This window comes from Mycobacteriales bacterium (assembly GCA_035504215.1).
GTDB lineage: Bacteria > Actinomycetota > Actinomycetes > JAFAQI01 > JAFAQI01 > DATAUK01.
In genome coordinates this window covers 61,376-78,410 of the sequence record DATJSI010000112.1, presented here as the reverse complement: position 1 = coordinate 78,410, position 17,035 = coordinate 61,376, and the positions used below count along the sequence as shown (strand labels likewise).

Genomic DNA, 17,035 nt, shown 5'->3' with positions numbered 1-17,035 from the left:
TTCCCGGACCTCACGCCGACCCGCGAGCGGGTGGCGCGAGCGCTCGTTGCGCTGTGCCGTGGCAACCCGGTGACCGCGCGCCGTCGGCTGGGGTTGTCCGAGGCGCTCGACGACGACCGCGCGGCGAACGCCGAACTGCTGGCGTCGCCGACGATGCCCGCCGGCGAACGCTACTCAGGAGTCCTGCACGACGCACTCGGCTACCCGACGCTCACCGCTGCGGCCCGTCGCCGCGCCGAGGCCGCCATCGTCGTCTTCTCCGGCTTGTGGGGTGCAACCGCTCCGGCAGATCCCTTGCCGGCGTACCGGATCGGCATCGCGACCCGGCTGCCTCGACTGGCGGCGCTTCCTGTGTTGTGGCGCCCGGCGATGACCACAGCGCTCGACCGCGCGGTCGCCGAGGTCGGCGCGATCGACCTTCGGTCGGCGGGCTACGTGCAGATGTACCGGCCGTCGGGCGATGCCGCTGGTCGGCTGGTGGACGTGCGGATCACCGGGCCGGACGGGAAGCGTGCGGCGGCGAGCTTCCAGAGCAAGTACGCCAAGGGCCGGATCGTTCGCGAGATGCTGCGCGCGGGCGAGCCGTCGGTCGACCGGCTGCTGGCCGCAGCCTCGCAGGTCGGGGTCTCGGCTGAGGCGGACGGCAACCGTGTCGTCGTGCGGCTGCCCGAAGGCTGGGGCCTGGTCGGCTCCGAGACCGGCCGGGCACAACGCAGCGCCGCACGCGATCGCGCGTAAGGTCCTGGACGTGACCCGCGAGCGCGAGGAGGACCTCGCCACGATCATCGGCACGATCGCCTGGCTCGTGGCACTGGCCGTCCTGGCACTGTTCTTCCGCCACGACCTGCTACGGCATCACACGACCTGGTGGTACTGGTCCTGTGGCATCGGAGTCGTCCTCGGCCTGTACGGGTTGCGCTTCGCGCATCGCCGGCGCCGTACAGCGGACACCGCCGCCGGCGCTGACCCGCCGTAGCGGCTATCGCGCCACGTCGTCGGCGACCGAGGTGGGAGCCGCAGGTGCCGCCTCGGCCGGCGGACTGGCCACCTGCTGCTGGGCCATCTCGCGGTTGTGCCGTCTCCCGACCAGTCGAAGCTGGATGATGCGCGCCGCTCCGGCCGCGAGGACGAACACAGCGCCCGCGACCGCCGCAACGATGAGCGCGAGCGCCTCGGAGACGTTGCCGTCCGCGCCGAGGAAGTGCAACGGCACCTTCCGGTCGTTCTGCGCGATGAAGATGATCAGGAAAACCAGGAAGACGACGGCAATCGAGATCGCCACCCAGGTCGAGCTGGTCCTGGTCCGTTCCACCCGCAACGGCTCGTGCGTTCGGCCTCGTGCCATCCCGATCACTCCTCGTCCGGCTGGTCCAAGTCGTCCTCGCTCTCCAGGAACTTCCCCATTCCGGGATCGTTCAACTCCTCGGTACGCCGGTGACGCAGCGCCCACTGCCCGTCACGCCACGCCCGACCGCGCCCGACGCCGAACGCGCGATGACGCCGGTCGACGTGCAGCACCCCGCCGGCCAGTCGCCACGGCACCTCCTGTTCCACTCCGTTGAGGTCGCGCACCCGCAGCTGCTCGTGCAGGACGATGTCGCCGTCGGCGTCCCCGGCGGAGGTCACCGGGAACTCCCCCATCTCGCTCGCGCACCGGATCCCGAGGCTCCCGGCCAGCTCCGTGGCGCGATCGGCGACGACCGGCACGATCGCGAGGCCGCCGAGCAGCGGGTGCAGATCCGGCGCATCGACGACGACCGCATCGGCAACCGGAACGACGACCGGCTCCCCCTCGCGGATCGCCCGCAGCCCGGCCGGCGGCGGGAAGCTGCGCCCGGCCAGCCACCCGTAGATCGACCGCAGCTGCGCGCGCGACACAAGGCGGGAACGGTCGGCGAGCCGCCCCAGGACGTCGTCGGCGTCGGCATCGTCGAGCCGGGCCAGCACGCCGAGCGCGCGCAAGAACTCGACGTCGTAGCGATCGGGCGCATCGTCGTACAGGCCGGCGAGCGCCGGGTCTCCACCGGGCAGGCGCAAACCGCGCGGCGGCCGCCCGTCGAGGACGGGTTCCGTGGACAACCACCAGGCGGTGTAGGACGGGACTCGGAGCACGGTGCCGTCGGGCGCGCTGACCAGCGCCGGCTCGACCACTGCCGCCCGCAACGGGGGTGCGGCGAGCAGGTCCAGCAGGTCACCTAGCCCGCCCTCGCGCACCTGCTCGAGATCCCGCACCGCGACGAACTCCTCGAGCGATGCACCGTGAGGTAGCTCCGCCCACCACGCGGCCTCGTGGTCGAGATCGTGGGTCGGGCCGGTGGCGTCGAGATCGCGAAGCAGGACCGGCTCGTCGACCACCCCGGCCGCCACCAGGGTCGACGCCCCCCACCGTCCCAGCCAGGTCGGGTCGACGCGACCGAACGGCGAGTCCGGCGCGGCGAGCTGCGCCATCCGACCGCCGGGCAGCAACAGCTCGCCGGCGGGGCGCCAGTCGTCGTCATCGTCCGGCAGGGCGAGCTCGGCGAGCCAGGGCAGCTCCTCGACGTCCACGCCCGCAGCCGCGACCAGCGCCAACACGGCTGCGGCCACCGGCTCCGGGTCGTCATCGTCGTACGACGCTTCAACGGCGGTCCGGACCTGGGGCTGCTCGAGCAGGCCACGCGGGGTTCCGTCGCCGGCTCCGAGCGAGCGCAGCAGCTCGTGCGCCGCACCGGGGTGCACCACGCGAATGCCGATGGCCGACAGGTCCACCGCCGGCGTGGTGTCACTCGGCAGCACCAACCCGCGAGGTCCCGTCACCAGCCGGCCGTCCGCAAGAGGCACCGGCAGAGCGCCGAGCGCGTCCCGCTCGGGCCCGGCCGGCACGGCATCGTCCAGCGCGGCATAGAGCGCGCACCACCACGACGGCTGTGCGTCCACGGCGCTGACCGCATCGACCAGCTCGGCCAGGGTGGGGCGATGCGGGGCGAGCGCCGCCAGCTCGGGTCGCGACCAACCCACCGGCAGAAGTGCGGGAACCACGTCGCGCAGCACCGGAACCAACGAGTCCGCGACGACGACCGCGTCGCTCGGCCGCTGCCGCACGGCATCATCGCCCGCCACCGGCAACCAAGCGGTCGCCCGAAGCTCGCCGAGCAACGCCGTGTGCATCGCTCCGTCGAGCGCCCCATCCGGGAAGCCGGCCGGCACGATGCGCAGGTATGACGGGTCGAGGCGCCGATCGGCGAGCGCGGCGACAAGGACCTCCGCGGCCGCGGCGGTGACCGAGTCGGCGAGCGGGCCGGTCGTCACCCGCCGGCGGGTGGCATCGAGGGGGTACGACGCGACCAGGACGGCGGGAACGGTCAACGGGTCGTCGGTCGCGGTCGGCGCGTGAACCACCCGCACGATCGATGCGGGTAGCTCGGCGAGCGCGCCGTCGGCGGTGACCGGCAACGCCCACGTCAGCTGCCAGCGATCGGCAGTCCGTTCTTCCGCCGGCCGGTCGGACAACAGGTCCGGATCGAGCTGTCCCTCGGCCTCGACCACCCACCATCGCGAGGCGGTCGACCCGTCGCTGACGACCACGTCGTCGCCGAACCGCTCCGCCCTCAGCACCCGCTCGTCGCCGTCGATGCGCACGACGACCTCACCGAGGGCCGGCAATGCGAACAGCAGGGCGGCATCCAGACCGCCGAGCTGCTGGCGCACCGCCGAGATCGCATCGGCGTCACGCAACGGCAGGACCACCGTCGTGTCGCCGTCGTCTGCGGCTGAGCCGTCCGCCTCGAACGGCAGCCGGAGAACCGGCGCGCGACCGTCCCGCTCGGCGAGCTCGCCGGCGAGCTCGGTGACCTCGGCGACGGCCGCACCCGCGTCGGCCCGCGACCAGCGGACCGACCCGGTGCGGCTGCGAATGCTGGGCTCGTCGGTCACTGAGAGCACTGCCGCGAAACCGACGCCGAACCGCCCGACCGTGCCGGGTTGGTTCCGCTTGGCCGAGGCGCGTGCAACCGCGATCGACTCGACGCCCGCGGCGTCGAGCGGCGACCCGGTGTTGGTCGCGGACAGCACATCGCCCGAGAGGTCGAGAACCAAGCGCCCGGCGATACCGGCTCGGGTGGCGGCGTCCGCGGCGTTCTGCGCGAGCTCGACGATGACACGATCGCGATAGCCCACGAGGGCGAGGTCGTCCTCGAGGTTCGCATCCGCGCGGAAGCGGGCCGGTGACTGCTGCCACGCGCTGAGCACCCGGCGACGCAGCTCCGCGGTCGCGAAAGGATCGCTCACCGGGCGGACGGCTGGCTACGCGCGGGCGGTCGGGTCCGCCGCGACGTCCGCTTGCGACTCGTCGCTCGGGTCGCTGACCGCCGGCTCCGGCTCAGAGTCAGCACCGCCCGGCTCGGTCTCCATAGTGTCGATCGGGTCGGCGTCCGCGGCCGGATCCGCGACTCCCGCGACGGTGTCAGCCGCGATGGTCGAACCGTTGTCGTCAGCCTCAGCCTCAGCCGCGGCGTCGGCGGCATCGTCGACGACGTCGTAGCCCGGGCCCTCCTCGGAGAGCGCGACCGGCGGCGGCGCGGAGGCAGGCAGAACGACGGCCTGCGAGTGCGCGCCGCAACCGTGGTCGGTGGCGACCACCCGGCCGTCGTCAGGAGCGAGGTCGTTGGCGCAGACCCCGAACAGCTGCCGCAGGGCGCCGGACAGCGGGATGTAGAACCCGCAGCTCCCGCACTCCGCCGGCGCGGCTCGCGCGATCGCCGACTCGGGGCCCGGTTCGCCGTCGTACCAGCGCTCTGCCGCATCTGCCCGGCCTTCTGCCGACAGCACGCGCTCGCGACCGAGTCCGAGCTCGAAGGAGACGTCGTGCTCCTCCTCGTCGTCGGTCATGAGGAACGCGGGGGCCAGCCTCGGGTCGTCGGCCGCGGTCGGCAGCAGGTCGCCGACACCGAGGTCGCCCGGGCGCAGTCGCTCACTCCACGGCACCCACTCGGGCGCGAGCAACGCCTCCTCGCCGGGAAGCAGCACGACGTCGTCAACCGTGACCAGCTTGGAGCGGGACGCCCGCGTCACCGTCACGGCCCACCGCCAGCCGCGGTACGCCGGATCGAGGGTCACGAAGTAGTGGGTCGCCACCCGAGCCTCGTCGGCCGTGACACCGACATGGTCACCAACCAGCCCCGGTGCCTCCTGCTCCGCAGCCTCCCGTGCCACGTCGACAGCGGCTGCAGCGACCTCGTCGGGAACGAGCGAACCGGCGGTCGTGGGCGACACCTCGAGCGCGGTCGCATCCACAAGGTCGGCAATTGTTGGCGTTTCCGGCGAAGTCACGTGTTTAGTGTCGCTCATGGAGCAGGTCGCTGCCGAATCCGCGCAGCCTCGTCCGGGCGGCGCCGCCGCCGTTGGACGTGGCTTGCGTGCGGTCGGCCGCAGCACGGTGCGCGGCGGCCGGCGGCTTCGGCAGTGGAACCGCCGCGGTGGGGCGGGCGCCTCCGGGTTGGCGGCGTTAGTCGAGACACATGCGCTGCAGTCGGCGGGCGACGCGACGGTGACGGTCGCCCTGGCCGGCTCGTTGTTCTTCTCCGTACCGACTCACGAAGCCCGTAGCCGCGTCGCGTTGTACCTGCTGATCACGATGCTGCCGTTCGCGGTCGTGGCACCCGTCCTCGGTCCTGCCCTCGACCGCTTCCGCAGCGGCCGGCGCACGGCGTTGGCGCTCACGATGATCGCGCGGGCGATCCTCGCGCTCGTGATCGGGCACAGCCTGGCGCACCACCCGAGCGTTGCTCAGGTGCTCACGCTCTATCCGGCCGCACTCGGCGTGCTCGTGGCCAGCAAGGCATACGGCATCGCGCGCAGCGCAGCAGTTCCCCGGTTGGTGCCGGAGGGCATGACACTGGTCCAGGCCAACTCGCGGCTGACCCTCGCCGGCGTGCTCGCGCCGGCCGTGGCCGGAGGCTTCGCGGCCGCGGTCGTCACCGCACTCGGCCACCGGGTCGAGCTGCTGCTCGGTGCGATCGTCTACCTCGTCGGCGCGGTCTCGGTGCTTCGGGTGCCGCGCACCGCCGACGGCAACGCCGGGCCGAGTGGGTCAGCGCCCTCGACCGGCGGGCTGTTCCGGATCGGCTCGCTCGGCGCCGACGTCCGCCGGGCGCTGCAGACCGCGGCCGCGATGCGGTGGCTGTCGGGCTTCATGCTGCTGTTCGGCGCCTTCCTGGTCCGCGTCCATCCGGTCGGCGGGTTGTCGGCCGACGTCTGCCTCGGCGGGCTCGCGGTGGGGATCGGTGCCGGCAACCTGATCGGCACCTTGCTCGGCCCGCGAACCGCGAAGGTTGCGACCGGTCCGATGTCGGTCGCCCTGCTCGCGGCCACCACCGCGGCGTGCGTCTTCACGATCTTCGACTTCGGTCTGTTCACGGTGTTCGCGCTTGCGCTGATCGCGGCCGCGGCCGCCGCGGTGTCCAAGCTCGCCCTCGACGCCACGATCCAGCGGCGGATCGAGGACGACGTACGTACGTCGATCTTCGCCCGATCCGAGACCACGCTTCAGCTGGCGTGGGTGGTGGGTGGTGCGATCGGCATCCTGCTCCCGACCAATGCCGAACTCGGCTTCACCATCGCGGCGTTGGTGCTCGGCGCGGCCCTTGCGTTCTCACTGGGTGTGCGCCCACGTCGCCTTGCCCGATCGGGCGTTCCAGCGCCGGACCCACCTCCGAGCTGATCGGTGCGACCGCTACGCCGGTCCAGCGGGTGTGGTCAGCCCTCGAGCTCGGCCGCAACCGCGTGCATGACCTGGGCGATCCGCTGGCTGGTCGCCCGGTCCGGGTAGCGGCCGCGGCGCAGCTCAGGCTGAACCTTGGACTCGAGCAGCTTGATCATGTCGTCGACAACACCGTGAAGCTCGTCGGCCGGGCGACGGGTCGCCGCCGAGACTGACGGCAGCGGGTCGAGAACGCGTACCGAGAGTGCCTGCTCGCCGCGCCGGCCCTCGGCAACTCCGAACTCCACCCGAGCACCGGGCTTGAGCGCCGTACCCGCCGGGAGCGACGAGGCGTGCACGTAAACGTCGCCGCCGTCGTCGCGGGCCAAGAAGCCGAAGCCCTTGTCCGCGTCGAACCACTTGACCTTGCCGGTGGGCACGATGACCTTCTCTACGTCGATGATTTCCGGCGCACCTTTCGTGCGCCGAAGCCAGGCTAGCCGGATCGGGGATCATTCGGCGCCTCGATTTGCCGCGGGCCGGTCGGTCCGCTCAGCGCCAGCGTTCCGGGTCCGGCAGCCGCTCGTTCATCGAGCCGCTGCGGAACCCGCGCGGATCGACCTCGACCCGCTCGAACCCGCTGATTGCGGCGACGATCTCCGGCCGCGCCGCAACCGCGCCGACCATCGCCGGGTCCACCTCGATCAGGGCACGTTCGCCGAGGTCGCGCACGCGCAGGTCACGGACCGGGATCCCGGCGGAGTCCAGGGCGAGCCGCAGGCTGATCTCCGCCTGCTCGACCCGCGCGAGGCGGGCGGCGGTCACTTCGACGCCGTACGCGATCCGGCTGGACAGGCAGGCCGCGGCCGGCTTGTCCCAGGTGCGCAGCCCCCACTGCCGGCTTGCGCTGCGCACCTCCGCCTTGGTCAGGCCGGCGTCGAGCAGCGGCGTCACTGCGCCGCGCTCGGCGGCGGCCCTGATGCCGGGCCGGAATCCCGCCCGCGCGTCGTCGGCGTTGGTCCCGGTGGCAACGTGGTCGAGGCCGAGGACCCGCGAGAGCGGAACGAGTACGTCGAGCAGCTCCGATTTGCAGAAGGCGCAACGATCGCCGGCGTTGGCCCGGTAGCCCTCGCGGGCGAGCTCGTCGGTCGACGGGTTCATGTGCCGGACACCCAGCTCGGCCGCGAATGCCCGCGCCGCATCCAGCTCATGGCGCGGCAGGCTCGGCGAAACCGCGGTGGCCGCAACGACGTGGTCGGCGCCGAGCGCTCGGGTGGCGGCCGCCAGCAGGAAAGCGGAGTCGGTGCCGCCACTGAACGCGACCAGAACGCTGCCGAGCTCCCGCAACCCCGCCTCGAGGCCGCCCAGCCGCGTGGCGAGCTGCGAGTCGGTCTGCGGATCGAGCTGCGAGTCGGTCTGCGGATCGAGCTGCGGGTCGAGCTCCGACGCAAGGGAGTCGGGCGAGGCGGCGGCCATGGCGACGAGCCTACGACCACCCCCAAAGCCCTCGCTGATCTTGACGAACGGCTCGCGGGTGGGGTTGTGGATAGCGGGGGAAGCCGTGGATCGCAACGCCGTACGGTTGCGCGGCATCGACGACGTAAGACCAACGATCGAGGGGGACACATGGCAGGGATCCGCGTCACGCCCGAGCAACTCGCGGCGATGTCCGCGCGCGTCAACAGCGGTGCGGCACAGATCGAGGGCGAGCTGTCCGGGCTCGCCGGCACGCTCGCGCCACTCGGCACGGACTGGGCCGGCGTCGCGCAGCAGCGCTTCGAGGCGCTCTGGCTGGAGTGGCAGCACAGCGCCCGCGCGCTACACGAGGCGCTGAGCGGGATCAGCATGCTGCTCGCGCAAGCCGGCTCGCACTACGCCGAGGCCGAGCACGCCATCGCCGGCTCCTTCAACTCGATGTGACGGCCGTGGCTCGGTCCACTCAGAACCGGCCACTCGGACGTTTCGTGTCGCGCCGATTTCGCTTGTGGTTATGCGCTCTGACGCCGTGAAGGTTCAGGCGTCGGGATCCTCTTCGAGGTAGACGAGACCGTTGCCATCCGGATCCTCGAAACGGAACATCGGCGGCTGTCCGGCAATGTGCAGGACCGCGTCATCGGGCAGCGTCGCACCAACTGCGCGGAGCTTCTCGTACGCCGAGTCGGCACTGTCCGTCCCTAGCCGGACGGCCATCGGGATCTCGCTGTCCGGCGACAGCAGAACTAGACCAACGTCCGAGCCGGGTGGAACGACCTCCACGAATCGAGCGCCTGGCCAGACCTCGACGTCGTGGCGAACCTCGAAGCCGAGAACGTCGACGTAGAACCGAATCGCCTCATCCTGGTCGCGGACTGGCACCGACACGTTGACAATTCGGGTCGTCATCGCCATAAGCCCACGTTAACTCCGCGCGACCGAGGTAAACCTGGTACGTCCACGAATGACGGTGTTGCACTTGCCCATCGAGGTAGGCGATTGGTTACCGGCGAGTCATGTTTGCGCTGTGGCACTGACGAGCGTGCGATCCGGTGAGTTCAACAACTCCGGCGCCCGACGACATCGACCCGAATTGCCGTCCCGAACAGCCCCGGAGCTGTGCGACTGGTGTTCGGCTGTGGCCGGCCACGTGTTGACGCCGCGTGTTAGGTGAAGCGGCGTTCGCGTGCTTCCCGTTCGACGAGGAATCCAGCCTGGTGGCGGCGGCCAGGGCTGACGGCGGGGTCGTCGGCGATCTTGCAGAGGTCGTCGATGACTTCGGGGTCCCCACACGACCACCGGGCGAGGTGAAGGTAGTAGACGCGGCGTTTGTCGGCGAGTGGAACGGCTGCGCGTAGTTGCGGGACGTAGCGTGGATCGCCGAGCAGACCAAGTTCGTTTGCGCCGATGAACATCGGTGGCTTGAACTCCCGTCGGAACACGATCTCCGCCGCCCGGTGGTCGCGGCGCAACGCCAGGCCGTGCGCGCAGTCATAGGCGGCAAGGACGTCGTCGGCTGCTGCCAGTCGCATCCGGACTAATGCATCCTGCGCTGTCCTGTGCCAATCCGGATCGACACCGGGGGGGCGTTTGCGATTCCGATAACTTTGGCCGATCTCTTGGCTGTATTCGTAGAGGGCGTCGGGATCAAGGAACGGAGCGAGCGCCCGAGCGGCAGGCTCACCACCGATCCGCCCGAGCGCCTCGATGGCAGCGGTGGTCACCTGTCCGCCGACTTGCAGCGCAGCAGTCAGCTGGGGAAGTGCGTCTGAGTCGCGTACCTTCTTCAGCTCACCCAATGCCTTCAGGTCGCCAGCGCTGCACCGCTCGATCAGCTCTGAGACCATCGATGCTCGAGCTGCCTCGGTCTCCGATCGCAGCCAGGAACCGAACGAGAAGTACCCGACTGCCCCCTCCTTAGCGAACTGCCACAACTGCCAGTCACCGGTGCGCCCGACCTTGACCAGTACCGTCGGCCACTCAGAATCGCTTCCGATCAGCAATGACCGTCCATCCAAGGCGGTGTAATCCGCGACCTCCTCCCCGTCGGCCGTGATCGGATCGCCGAAGTCCGTATCAGCCCACAGTTCGAACAGATCGGGCTGAGCCTGCGCGAACGGCAGCACGAGCTGGACCGGGTACAAGCCGTAACTAGCCGTCGGCCGGTCAGACGCAGCCGACTCCGCCTGTGTCACCAAACCGTTGACCCCGGCGTGAGCGCCATTCGAACAGGCCAGGAACTGCCGGTATGAACGGGGAAGCCGCTGGCCCAGCCGCTCCTCTGCCGCGACCAGCTCAGCCTCGGACGCCGGATCGCACAGCACCGTGCCGCGCTCCACTACGGCATCCACCGGCGGAAATGCTTCCACCGCCGCCGCCCGTGCCAGCCCGTCCCAGGTCACGAGCAGATCCTTCATGGACACCGTTCGACCTCCCACCGGCCCATCACCCAACCCCACTGGAGCATCGGAACAACACCACCGTCGCTTCAGCAGGCCCGAGCGAACAGAGGTGCCGAACAGTCCCCAGACGTCATTGGGCTCGCGTCCGTATTCGTCATGTGGATGTCTGCGGCGGCGGGTGGTTTGGGTGCCGTCGCGCCAGCAACCGCACGCCCCGCGTGGCCGGCGGTCGGGCTAGCCCAATGGGCTGGAGCCGATGAGTCCCAGCATCTCTGTGCTGACGTAGAGAGTGCGAGGTCGGCCGGCGCTGGTGCCAGGCTGGCGGGCGTACTCGGTCAGCACGCCGGCGGCGGCAAGCGTGCTGAGCGCCTGCCTCGCGGCCACTGCCGATAGGCCGAGGCTGTCTCGCACGATGGCGGAGTCGGGGATGCGTCACCCCTTTTCGTAAGGGTCAACCCTTAGCCTTACTTTATTGCTCCCCAACTGTCACGCTTCACGACTACGCATATTCATGGACGCGCACTACGCGGCAGGGGTGCGCTCGCGGCTTGACTGGCGCGGCGCCGGAGCAACCAGTACGGCGGACACACCGCCGAACAAGAATGACGAAGGGGCGGTCCCGATCGGGACCGCCCCTTCGACGCGTTGTGCGTGGACTTAGAAGTCCATGCCGCCCATGCCGCCGTCGCCACCCGGCATCGCCGGCGCTGACTTCTCCGGCTTGTCGGCGATGACCGCCTCGGTGGTGAGGAACAGCGCGGCGATCGACGCAGCGTTCTGCAGCGCCGAGCGCGTGACCTTCGCGGGGTCGATGATGCCGGCCTTGATCAGGTCGACGTACTCGCCGGACGACGCGTCGAGACCGTGGCCCGGCTTGAGGCCGCGCACCTTCTCGACCACGACGCCGCCTTCGAGCCCGCTGTTCGCGGCGATCTGCTTGATCGGCGCCTCGAGCGCGATCTGCACGATGCGCGCGCCGGTCGCCTCGTCGCCGGTCAGGTCCAGCTTCTCGAACGCGCTCTTGCTCGCGTGCAGCAGCGCCACGCCACCACCGGCGACGATGCCCTCCTCAACCGCAGCCTTCGCGTTGCGGACGGCGTCCTCGATGCGGTGCTTGCGCTCCTTGAGCTCGACCTCGGTCGCGGCACCGACCTTGATGACCGCAACGCCACCGGCCAGCTTGGCCAGCCGCTCCTGCAGCTTCTCGCGGTCGTAGTCGCTGTCCGACTTCTCGATCTCGGCCTTGATCTGGTTGACCCGGCCGGCGATCTGGTCGGTGTCACCGGCGCCCTCGACGATCGTGGTCTCGTCCTTGGTGACGACGATCTTGCGGGCCCGGCCGAGCAGCTCGAGGTCGGCGTTCTCCAACTTGAGCCCGACCTCCTCGCTGATGACCTGACCACCGGTGAGGATGGCCATGTCCTGCAGCATCGCCTTGCGGCGGTCGCCGAAGCCCGGAGCCTTGATGGCCACCGACTTGAAGGTGCCGCGGATCTTGTTCACGACCAGCGTTGCGAGCGCCTCGCCTTCGACGTCCTCGGAGATGATCGCGAGCGGCTTGCCGCCCTGCATGACCTTCTCGAGCACCGGCAGCAGGTCCTTCACTGCCGAGATCTTGGAGTTCGCGAACAGGATGTACGGGTCGTCGAGCACGGCTTCCATGCGCTCGGCGTCGGAGACGAAGTACGGCGAGATGTAGCCCTTGTCGAAGCGCATGCCCTCGACCAGCTCCAGCTCGAGACCGAAGGTGTTCGACTCCTCGACGGTGATGACGCCTTCCTTGCCGACCTTGTCCATCGCCTCGGCGATGATCTCGCCGACCGAGGAGTCACCGGCGGAGATGCTCGCGGTCGACGCGATCTGCTCCTTGGTCTCGACGTCCTTGGCCTGCTTCGACAGCTCCTCGCTCACCCGCTCGACGGCGGCCTCGATGCCGCGCTTCAGCGACATCGGGTTGGCGCCGGCAGCGACGTTGCGAAGGCCTTCGCGCACGAGTGCCTGAGCGAGGACGGTCGCCGTCGTCGTGCCGTCACCGGCGACGTCGTCGGTCTTCTTGGCGACCTCCTTGACCAGCTCGGCGCCGATCTTCTCGTACGGGTCTTCGAGCTCGATCTCCTTGGCGATGCTCACGCCGTCGTTGGTGATCGTGGGAGCGCCCCACTTCTTCTCCAAGACGACGTTGCGGCCCTTGGGTCCGAGGGTCACCTTCACGGCGTCGGCGAGCTGGTTCATGCCCCGCTCGAGCGCGCGCCGCGCGTCCTCGTCGAAAGTGATGATCTTTGCCATTGCGGTGGGATCCTCCCGCGAGATGCGTTCGTCCAGGGACTGCCTTGTCCACGGACCGTGTCCAGGGACTCCGGCGCTGTCACTCGCCAGGCCAGAGTGCTAGATCCATTGTTAGCACTCGACCCTGCCGAGTGCAAGACGGCCGCCGGCGTCGAGGCCGGCTCCCGCGGGCGACCGGCGGGTAAACCGGACACGCCCGGAAAAAATCCCGGATTCAAGGACGGCGGGCCGGACGCCGACCTAAGGTATGCGGGGCCACCCAGCCGGGTGACCGTCGCCTCCGTTCGCCAAACCTGTCCGCGGAGTGCGTACACCGAACCCACGGACAGGATCGGGGACCCAACAGCACACGAGCGCGGGGCACGCGCTCTTGGGGTGAAGCCGCTCCGGCGGCCGGGCTAGCCACGGTCCGAACCCGACAGCTAACCCGGTCGGCGTCGGAGAGCGCCTTCATGTTCCGTGCGACCCTGTCTGCCCGCTTGGGCATCCTCGCCGCATCCCTGTTCCTCTGCCTCGGCCTGGCCGCGAGCCCCGCGTTCGCGCAGACCCAGAACGCCGAGCCCGGCTCCAGCACCACGACCCCGCTGGCCGCTACCGCGCCGCATGCCGCCCCGGCGCGTGCGACCGGTGCGATGACCCTCACGCAGCTCCACAACGACGTACGCCGGGTGCTGCGCGAAGCCGCCCGCCAGAAGGGCAAGCCCTACCAGTACGGCGCCGACGGCCCGCATGCCTTCGACTGCTCCGGCCTGGTCCGCTTCGTGTTTCTGCACGCAGTCCACATCTCGCTGCCGCACAACGCCGCGGAGCAGTACCACTCGTTGCACCACATCCGCCGCCGCCACCTCAAGCCGGGCGACCTGGTCTTCGTCGACAACGGCTACGTCTCGCATGTCGGCATCTATGACGGGCACGACTACTGGTGGGTGGCGCCGCACACCGGCACCCACGTGCAGCGCCAGCACATCTACAAGGCGCATCTGGTCTACGCCCAGGTGTTCCGCCTGTCGAAGAAGTCCAGCAAGTAGCCGGCCCGTCCCGCAATCAGCCGCCGGCGACCGCTGGGATGATCGAGACGGTAGTTCCAGCGGGCGTCGGTGTCTGCAACCCCTCGGCGAAACGCACATCGTCGTCGTCGACATAGACATTCACGAACCGGCGCAGCTTGCCGTCGTCGTCGAGGACGCGGGTGCGGAAGCCGGGGTGCTCGGCCTCCATCCGGTCCAGTACGTCGGCCAGGGTCGACGCCTCGTCGACGGACACCTCGGCCGCGCCGCCGGTGAGCGACCGCAAAATGGTCGGAACCCGCACGGTGATCATTCGCTCAACCCCGCCTCTCGAAACGCCTGCAATGTCGGAGCGATCGTGACGGTCGGGCCCACGGCGTCGACAACGGCGTCCAGCGTCTTCAGCCCGTCACCGGTGTTCAGGATGACCGTCTCGGCCTCGGGATCCAGCCGCCCGGTCTCGAGCAGCTTGCGCAAAGTGGCGACCGTGACGCCACCTGCCGTCTCGCCGAATATTCCGGTCGTACGCGCGAGCAGCCGGATGCCGTCGACGATTTCGGTGTCGCCGACGTCCTCGATCACCCCACCGGTACGTCGCACGACGTCCAGCGCATAGGGACCATCGGCGGGGTTGCCGATCGCGAGTGACTTCGCGATGCCGGTCGGCCGCACCGGCGCGACCACGTCGTGTCCCGCACGAAACGCCGCCGCAACCGGCGAGCAGCCGGTCGACTGCGCACCGAACACCCGGTACGCCGTCGGGTCCACGAGACCGAGCCGGCTCAGCTCGCGCCACGCCTTGTCGACCTTCGTGAGCAACGAGCCGGACGCGATCGGGATGACGACCTGCTCGGGCAACCGCCAACCGAGCTGTTCGGCGATCTCGAAGCCGACCGTCTTCGAGCCCTCGGCGTAGAACGGGCGGACGTTGACGTTGACGAAGCCCCACGGCAGCTCGCCGGCGATCTCGGCGGACAGCCGGTTGACCTCGTCGTACGAACCTTCGACCGCGACCAGAGTCCCGCCGTAGACCGCGGTCGTCACCGACTTGCCGGCCTCGAGGTCATGGGGGATGAAGACGACCGAACGCAGACCGGCGTTCGCCGCAGCGGCGGCGACCGCGTGCGCGAGGTTGCCGGTGGAGGCGCAGGCGAGCACGCGGTAGCCGAGTGCCCGGGCGGCCGACGCCGCCACCGCGACCACTCGGTCCTTGAACGAGTGCGTCGGGTTGCCGCTGTCGTCCTTCACCCACAACGACCGCATGCCGAGCTCGCGCGCGAGGTTGGGCGCCGGCACCAGGCGGGTCATTCCGACTCGAAGGTCCACGAGTGGTTCGACCGGTAGCAGACCGCGATAGCGCCACATTGACTGCGGGCCGGCCTCGATACTCGCGCGCGTCACGGCGCGCAGTGCGTCGGGGTCGTAGGCGATCTCGAGGGGACCGAAGCAGAGCTCGCACACGTGGGTCGGCCCGAGCGGGTAGGTGGCACCGCACTCACGGCATACCAGTGCTTCGGCGGAGCCGAACTGCGCCGCCGGGCGGTCGATCAACGAGGTCATTGCAACCTTCCGTCCTCATCTTTCCCGAGACGCGATCCGCGTCCGAGCCGGAGTTGGCACCTGCCCGCGATCGGGTGGTTGCCGGGGCTTCACCGGGCCGGTCCCTCTGCCCCTCTTGATGAGTGCGCGACCCGAAGGTCGCGCAGGGCAAGTCTGCCATACGCGGTTCGGTTACTGTCGGGGCGATGGTGCAATGACAAGCGGCATGGCCAAGATCGTCATCGCGTCCAACCGCGGGCCGATCGCCTTCCACCGCGACGACGACGGCCGGGTCACCGAGTCGCGCGGGGGCGGCGGCCTCGTCTCCGGCCTGGCCGCCGTGCGGTCAGAGGGCGCGACGGTATGGGTCTGTGCCGCGCTGAGCGATGACGACCGCGCAGTCGCCGCGTCGGCTCCCGCCGGGCGGCTCGACCGCGCCGGGCACGACACCGGCGGCGCGGTCAGGATGCTGCCGATCGAACCCGCGACCTACGAAGCGGCGTACAACGTCGTCTCCAACACCACCTTGTGGTACCTGCACCACGGGTTGATCGACAACGCGAACCCGCCGGACTACGAGAACGCGGAGTGGCGCCGGGCATGGACCGGGTACGTCGACTACAACACCGAGTTTGCGGATGCGGTCGCCGAGGAAGCCGCGCCCGGCGCGCGGGTCCTCGCCCAGGACTACCACCTCACGCTGCTGCCCGAGCTGCTCCGCAGCCGACGGCCGGACGTGCGCATCGGGCTGTTCACCCACACCCCGTGGTCGACTCCGGAGAACTTCGCGCTGCTGCCCGACGACGTAGCCCGCGCGTTGCTCACCGGGATGCTTGGTGCCGACACGCTCGGCTTCCACTCGCCGCGATGGGCGAAGGACTTCATCGCCTGTTGCGCGCGGCTGCTCGACGTCGACCACGACGACAGCTCGGTGCGTCACGGTGGGCGAACGACGGCCGTGCGGATCTACCCGCTCGGGGTCGATCCGGAGCCGCTGCTCGAGCGGGCGGCGCAACCGGACGTCGCCGCCGACCGGGATGCGCTCAAGGCCGAGCTGGCCGATCGGAAGGCGATCGTCCGCGTTGACCGCACCGAGCCGTCGAAGAACCTCGCCCGCGGCCTCGAAGCGTTTCGCCGGTTGCTCGACGACCATCCCGAGCACCGGCAGCACGTCGTGCACGTGGCGATGGCCTACCCGAGTCGCCAGGACATCGCCGACTACCGGGACTACACGGCGTACGTCGAGGATCTCGCGAAGCTGATCAACGCTGAGCTCGGCACGGCCGGCTGGACCCCCGTCGAGCTCCAGGTTCGCAACGACTACGCCGAGTCACTCGCGGTTCTGGGCGCGGGAGACGTCGTACTGGTCAACCCGGTGCGCGACGGGATGAACCTGGTCGCGAAGGAAGCGATCGTGCTGACCGACGACGCGGTGCTCGTGCTCTCGCGAGAAGCAGGAGCCGCCGACGAGCTCGGAGGCGCCGCGCTCCTGGTCGATCCGTACGACGTCGCCGCGACCGCGCAGGCGCTGCACGACGCACTCGTGATGCCCGAGGCGGAGCGGACCCGGCGACATGCGGAGCTGCGCAAGGCTGCGATCGCCATGCCGCCGCACGAGTGGCTGGCAGCGCAGCTCGCCGACCTCTAACCCG

At 70.0% G+C, this 17,035-nt stretch carries 17 protein-coding genes and 2 riboswitches; of the genes, 6 read left to right on the top strand and 11 right to left on the bottom strand.

The genetic code is table 11. The features are described from left to right. Together yaaA and VME70_13895 are read left to right on the top strand one after the other, a co-directional pair. On the top strand, positions 1–738 hold a 738-nt coding region (yaaA, locus tag VME70_13900), incomplete at its 5' end, for a peroxide stress protein YaaA (GenBank protein HTW21292.1). A gap of 10 nt (positions 739–748) precedes the next feature. Further along, a complete protein-coding gene (locus VME70_13895) occupies positions 749–976 on the top strand; it encodes a DUF2530 domain-containing protein (protein ID HTW21291.1) in 228 nt (75 codons plus the stop codon). Positions 977–979: 3 nt separating this feature from the next. On the opposite strand, the gene VME70_13890 is transcribed toward VME70_13895, so the two are convergent. Genes VME70_13890 through VME70_13880 form a run of 3 tightly spaced genes read right to left on the bottom strand, consistent with a single transcriptional unit; the run spans position 980 to position 5,307 of the window. Beyond that, positions 980–1,345 (bottom strand): lipopolysaccharide assembly protein LapA domain-containing protein, encoded by a 366-nt coding sequence (locus VME70_13890; GenBank protein HTW21290.1) that lies wholly within the window; start codon positions 1,343–1,345, stop codon positions 980–982. A gap of 5 nt (positions 1,346–1,350) precedes the next feature. After that, the gene (locus VME70_13885; GenBank protein HTW21289.1) at positions 1,351–4,266 is read right to left on the bottom strand and encodes a hypothetical protein; all 2,916 of its coding nucleotides are present in this window, start codon (positions 4,264–4,266) and stop codon (positions 1,351–1,353) included. A gap of 15 nt (positions 4,267–4,281) precedes the next feature. Then, positions 4,282–5,307, bottom strand: coding sequence for a DUF3027 domain-containing protein (locus tag VME70_13880; protein HTW21288.1), 1,026 nt, complete (start codon positions 5,305–5,307; stop codon positions 4,282–4,284). A gap of 16 nt (positions 5,308–5,323) precedes the next feature. On the opposite strand from VME70_13880, the gene VME70_13875 reads away from it, so the two are divergent. Then, on the top strand, positions 5,324–6,697 hold the full coding sequence (locus tag VME70_13875; GenBank protein ID HTW21287.1) for an MFS transporter: 1,374 nt from the start codon (positions 5,324–5,326) through the stop codon (positions 6,695–6,697). Between the two features lie 35 nt (positions 6,698–6,732). Here the strand turns inward: VME70_13875 and VME70_13870 are convergent, their stop codons facing one another. Further along, entirely contained in the window at positions 6,733–7,116 is a 384-nt protein-coding gene (locus tag VME70_13870; GenBank protein HTW21286.1) for a cold shock domain-containing protein, read from the bottom strand. A gap of 112 nt (positions 7,117–7,228) precedes the next feature. Beyond that, the gene (gene larE, locus VME70_13865) at positions 7,229–8,152 is read right to left on the bottom strand and encodes an ATP-dependent sacrificial sulfur transferase LarE (GenBank protein ID HTW21285.1); all 924 of its coding nucleotides are present in this window, start codon (positions 8,150–8,152) and stop codon (positions 7,229–7,231) included. A 150-nt stretch (positions 8,153–8,302) separates the two neighbouring features. On the opposite strand from larE, the gene VME70_13860 reads away from it, so the two are divergent. After that, positions 8,303–8,596, top strand: coding sequence for a WXG100 family type VII secretion target (locus VME70_13860; protein HTW21284.1), 294 nt, complete (start codon positions 8,303–8,305; stop codon positions 8,594–8,596). Between the two features lie 93 nt (positions 8,597–8,689). Here the strand turns inward: VME70_13860 and VME70_13855 are convergent, their stop codons facing one another. The 4 genes from VME70_13855 to groL form a co-directional block, all read right to left on the bottom strand. Further along, positions 8,690–9,058 carry a VOC family protein gene (locus tag VME70_13855; GenBank protein HTW21283.1) on the bottom strand — a complete coding sequence of 123 codons (369 nt, stop codon included), beginning with the start codon at positions 9,056–9,058 and terminating at the stop codon, positions 8,690–8,692. A 257-nt stretch (positions 9,059–9,315) separates the two neighbouring features. Beyond that, the gene (locus VME70_13850) at positions 9,316–10,566 is read right to left on the bottom strand and encodes an SMI1/KNR4 family protein (protein HTW21282.1); all 1,251 of its coding nucleotides are present in this window, start codon (positions 10,564–10,566) and stop codon (positions 9,316–9,318) included. Between the two features lie 219 nt (positions 10,567–10,785). Next, positions 10,786–10,935: a hypothetical protein gene (locus tag VME70_13845; GenBank protein ID HTW21281.1), complete on the bottom strand. Its 150-nt coding sequence runs from the start codon at positions 10,933–10,935 to the stop codon at positions 10,786–10,788. A 273-nt stretch (positions 10,936–11,208) separates the two neighbouring features. Then, complete coding sequence (gene groL / locus VME70_13840; GenBank protein HTW21280.1) at positions 11,209–12,837, bottom strand: chaperonin GroEL; 1,629 nt, start codon at positions 12,835–12,837, stop codon at positions 11,209–11,211. 301 nt (positions 12,838–13,138) lie between these two features. Then, positions 13,139–13,289: riboswitch (cyclic di-AMP (ydaO/yuaA leader) on the top strand. On the opposite strand from groL, the gene VME70_13835 reads away from it, so the two are divergent. Beyond that, positions 13,290–13,865 carry an NlpC/P60 family protein gene (locus VME70_13835; GenBank protein HTW21279.1) on the top strand — a complete coding sequence of 192 codons (576 nt, stop codon included), beginning with the start codon at positions 13,290–13,292 and terminating at the stop codon, positions 13,863–13,865. Positions 13,866–13,881: 16 nt separating this feature from the next. Here the strand turns inward: VME70_13835 and VME70_13830 are convergent, their stop codons facing one another. Together VME70_13830 and thrC are read right to left on the bottom strand one after the other, a co-directional pair. Next, positions 13,882–14,157, bottom strand: coding sequence for a ubiquitin-like small modifier protein 1 (locus VME70_13830; GenBank protein HTW21278.1), 276 nt, complete (start codon positions 14,155–14,157; stop codon positions 13,882–13,884). Further along, positions 14,154–15,404, bottom strand: a complete 1,251-nt coding sequence (thrC, locus tag VME70_13825; GenBank protein HTW21277.1) for a threonine synthase — start codon at positions 15,402–15,404, stop codon at positions 14,154–14,156. Before thrC ends, VME70_13830 begins: the two co-directional genes overlap by 4 nt. A gap of 12 nt (positions 15,405–15,416) precedes the next feature. Beyond that, a riboswitch (SAM riboswitch) is annotated at positions 15,417–15,529 on the bottom strand. Between the two features lie 80 nt (positions 15,530–15,609). Between thrC and VME70_13820 the strand changes: the two genes are divergently transcribed. Beyond that, on the top strand, positions 15,610–17,031 hold the full coding sequence (locus tag VME70_13820) for a trehalose-6-phosphate synthase (protein ID HTW21276.1): 1,422 nt from the start codon (positions 15,610–15,612) through the stop codon (positions 17,029–17,031). Positions 17,032–17,035 lie beyond the last annotated feature (4 nt).

Coding starts and splice junctions, on each gene's coding strand:
- VME70_13835 (HTW21279.1), top strand. CDS start 13,290: ATGTTCCGTGCGACCCTGTCTGCCCGCTTGGGCATCCTCGCCGCATCC.
- VME70_13820 (HTW21276.1), top strand. CDS start 15,610: ATGGCCAAGATCGTCATCGCGTCCAACCGCGGGCCGATCGCCTTCCAC.
- thrC (HTW21277.1), bottom strand. CDS start 15,404: ATGACCTCGTTGATCGACCGCCCGGCGGCGCAGTTCGGCTCCGCCGAA.
- VME70_13855 (HTW21283.1), bottom strand. CDS start 9,058: ATGACGACCCGAATTGTCAACGTGTCGGTGCCAGTCCGCGACCAGGAT.
- VME70_13860 (HTW21284.1), top strand. CDS start 8,303: ATGGCAGGGATCCGCGTCACGCCCGAGCAACTCGCGGCGATGTCCGCG.
- VME70_13830 (HTW21278.1), bottom strand. CDS start 14,157: ATGATCACCGTGCGGGTTCCGACCATTTTGCGGTCGCTCACCGGCGGC.
- VME70_13890 (HTW21290.1), bottom strand. CDS start 1,345: ATGGCACGAGGCCGAACGCACGAGCCGTTGCGGGTGGAACGGACCAGG.
- VME70_13850 (HTW21282.1), bottom strand. CDS start 10,566: ATGAAGGATCTGCTCGTGACCTGGGACGGGCTGGCACGGGCGGCGGCG.
- VME70_13875 (HTW21287.1), top strand. CDS start 5,324: ATGGAGCAGGTCGCTGCCGAATCCGCGCAGCCTCGTCCGGGCGGCGCC.
- groL (HTW21280.1), bottom strand. CDS start 12,837: ATGGCAAAGATCATCACTTTCGACGAGGACGCGCGGCGCGCGCTCGAG.
- larE (HTW21285.1), bottom strand. CDS start 8,152: ATGGCCGCCGCCTCGCCCGACTCCCTTGCGTCGGAGCTCGACCCGCAG.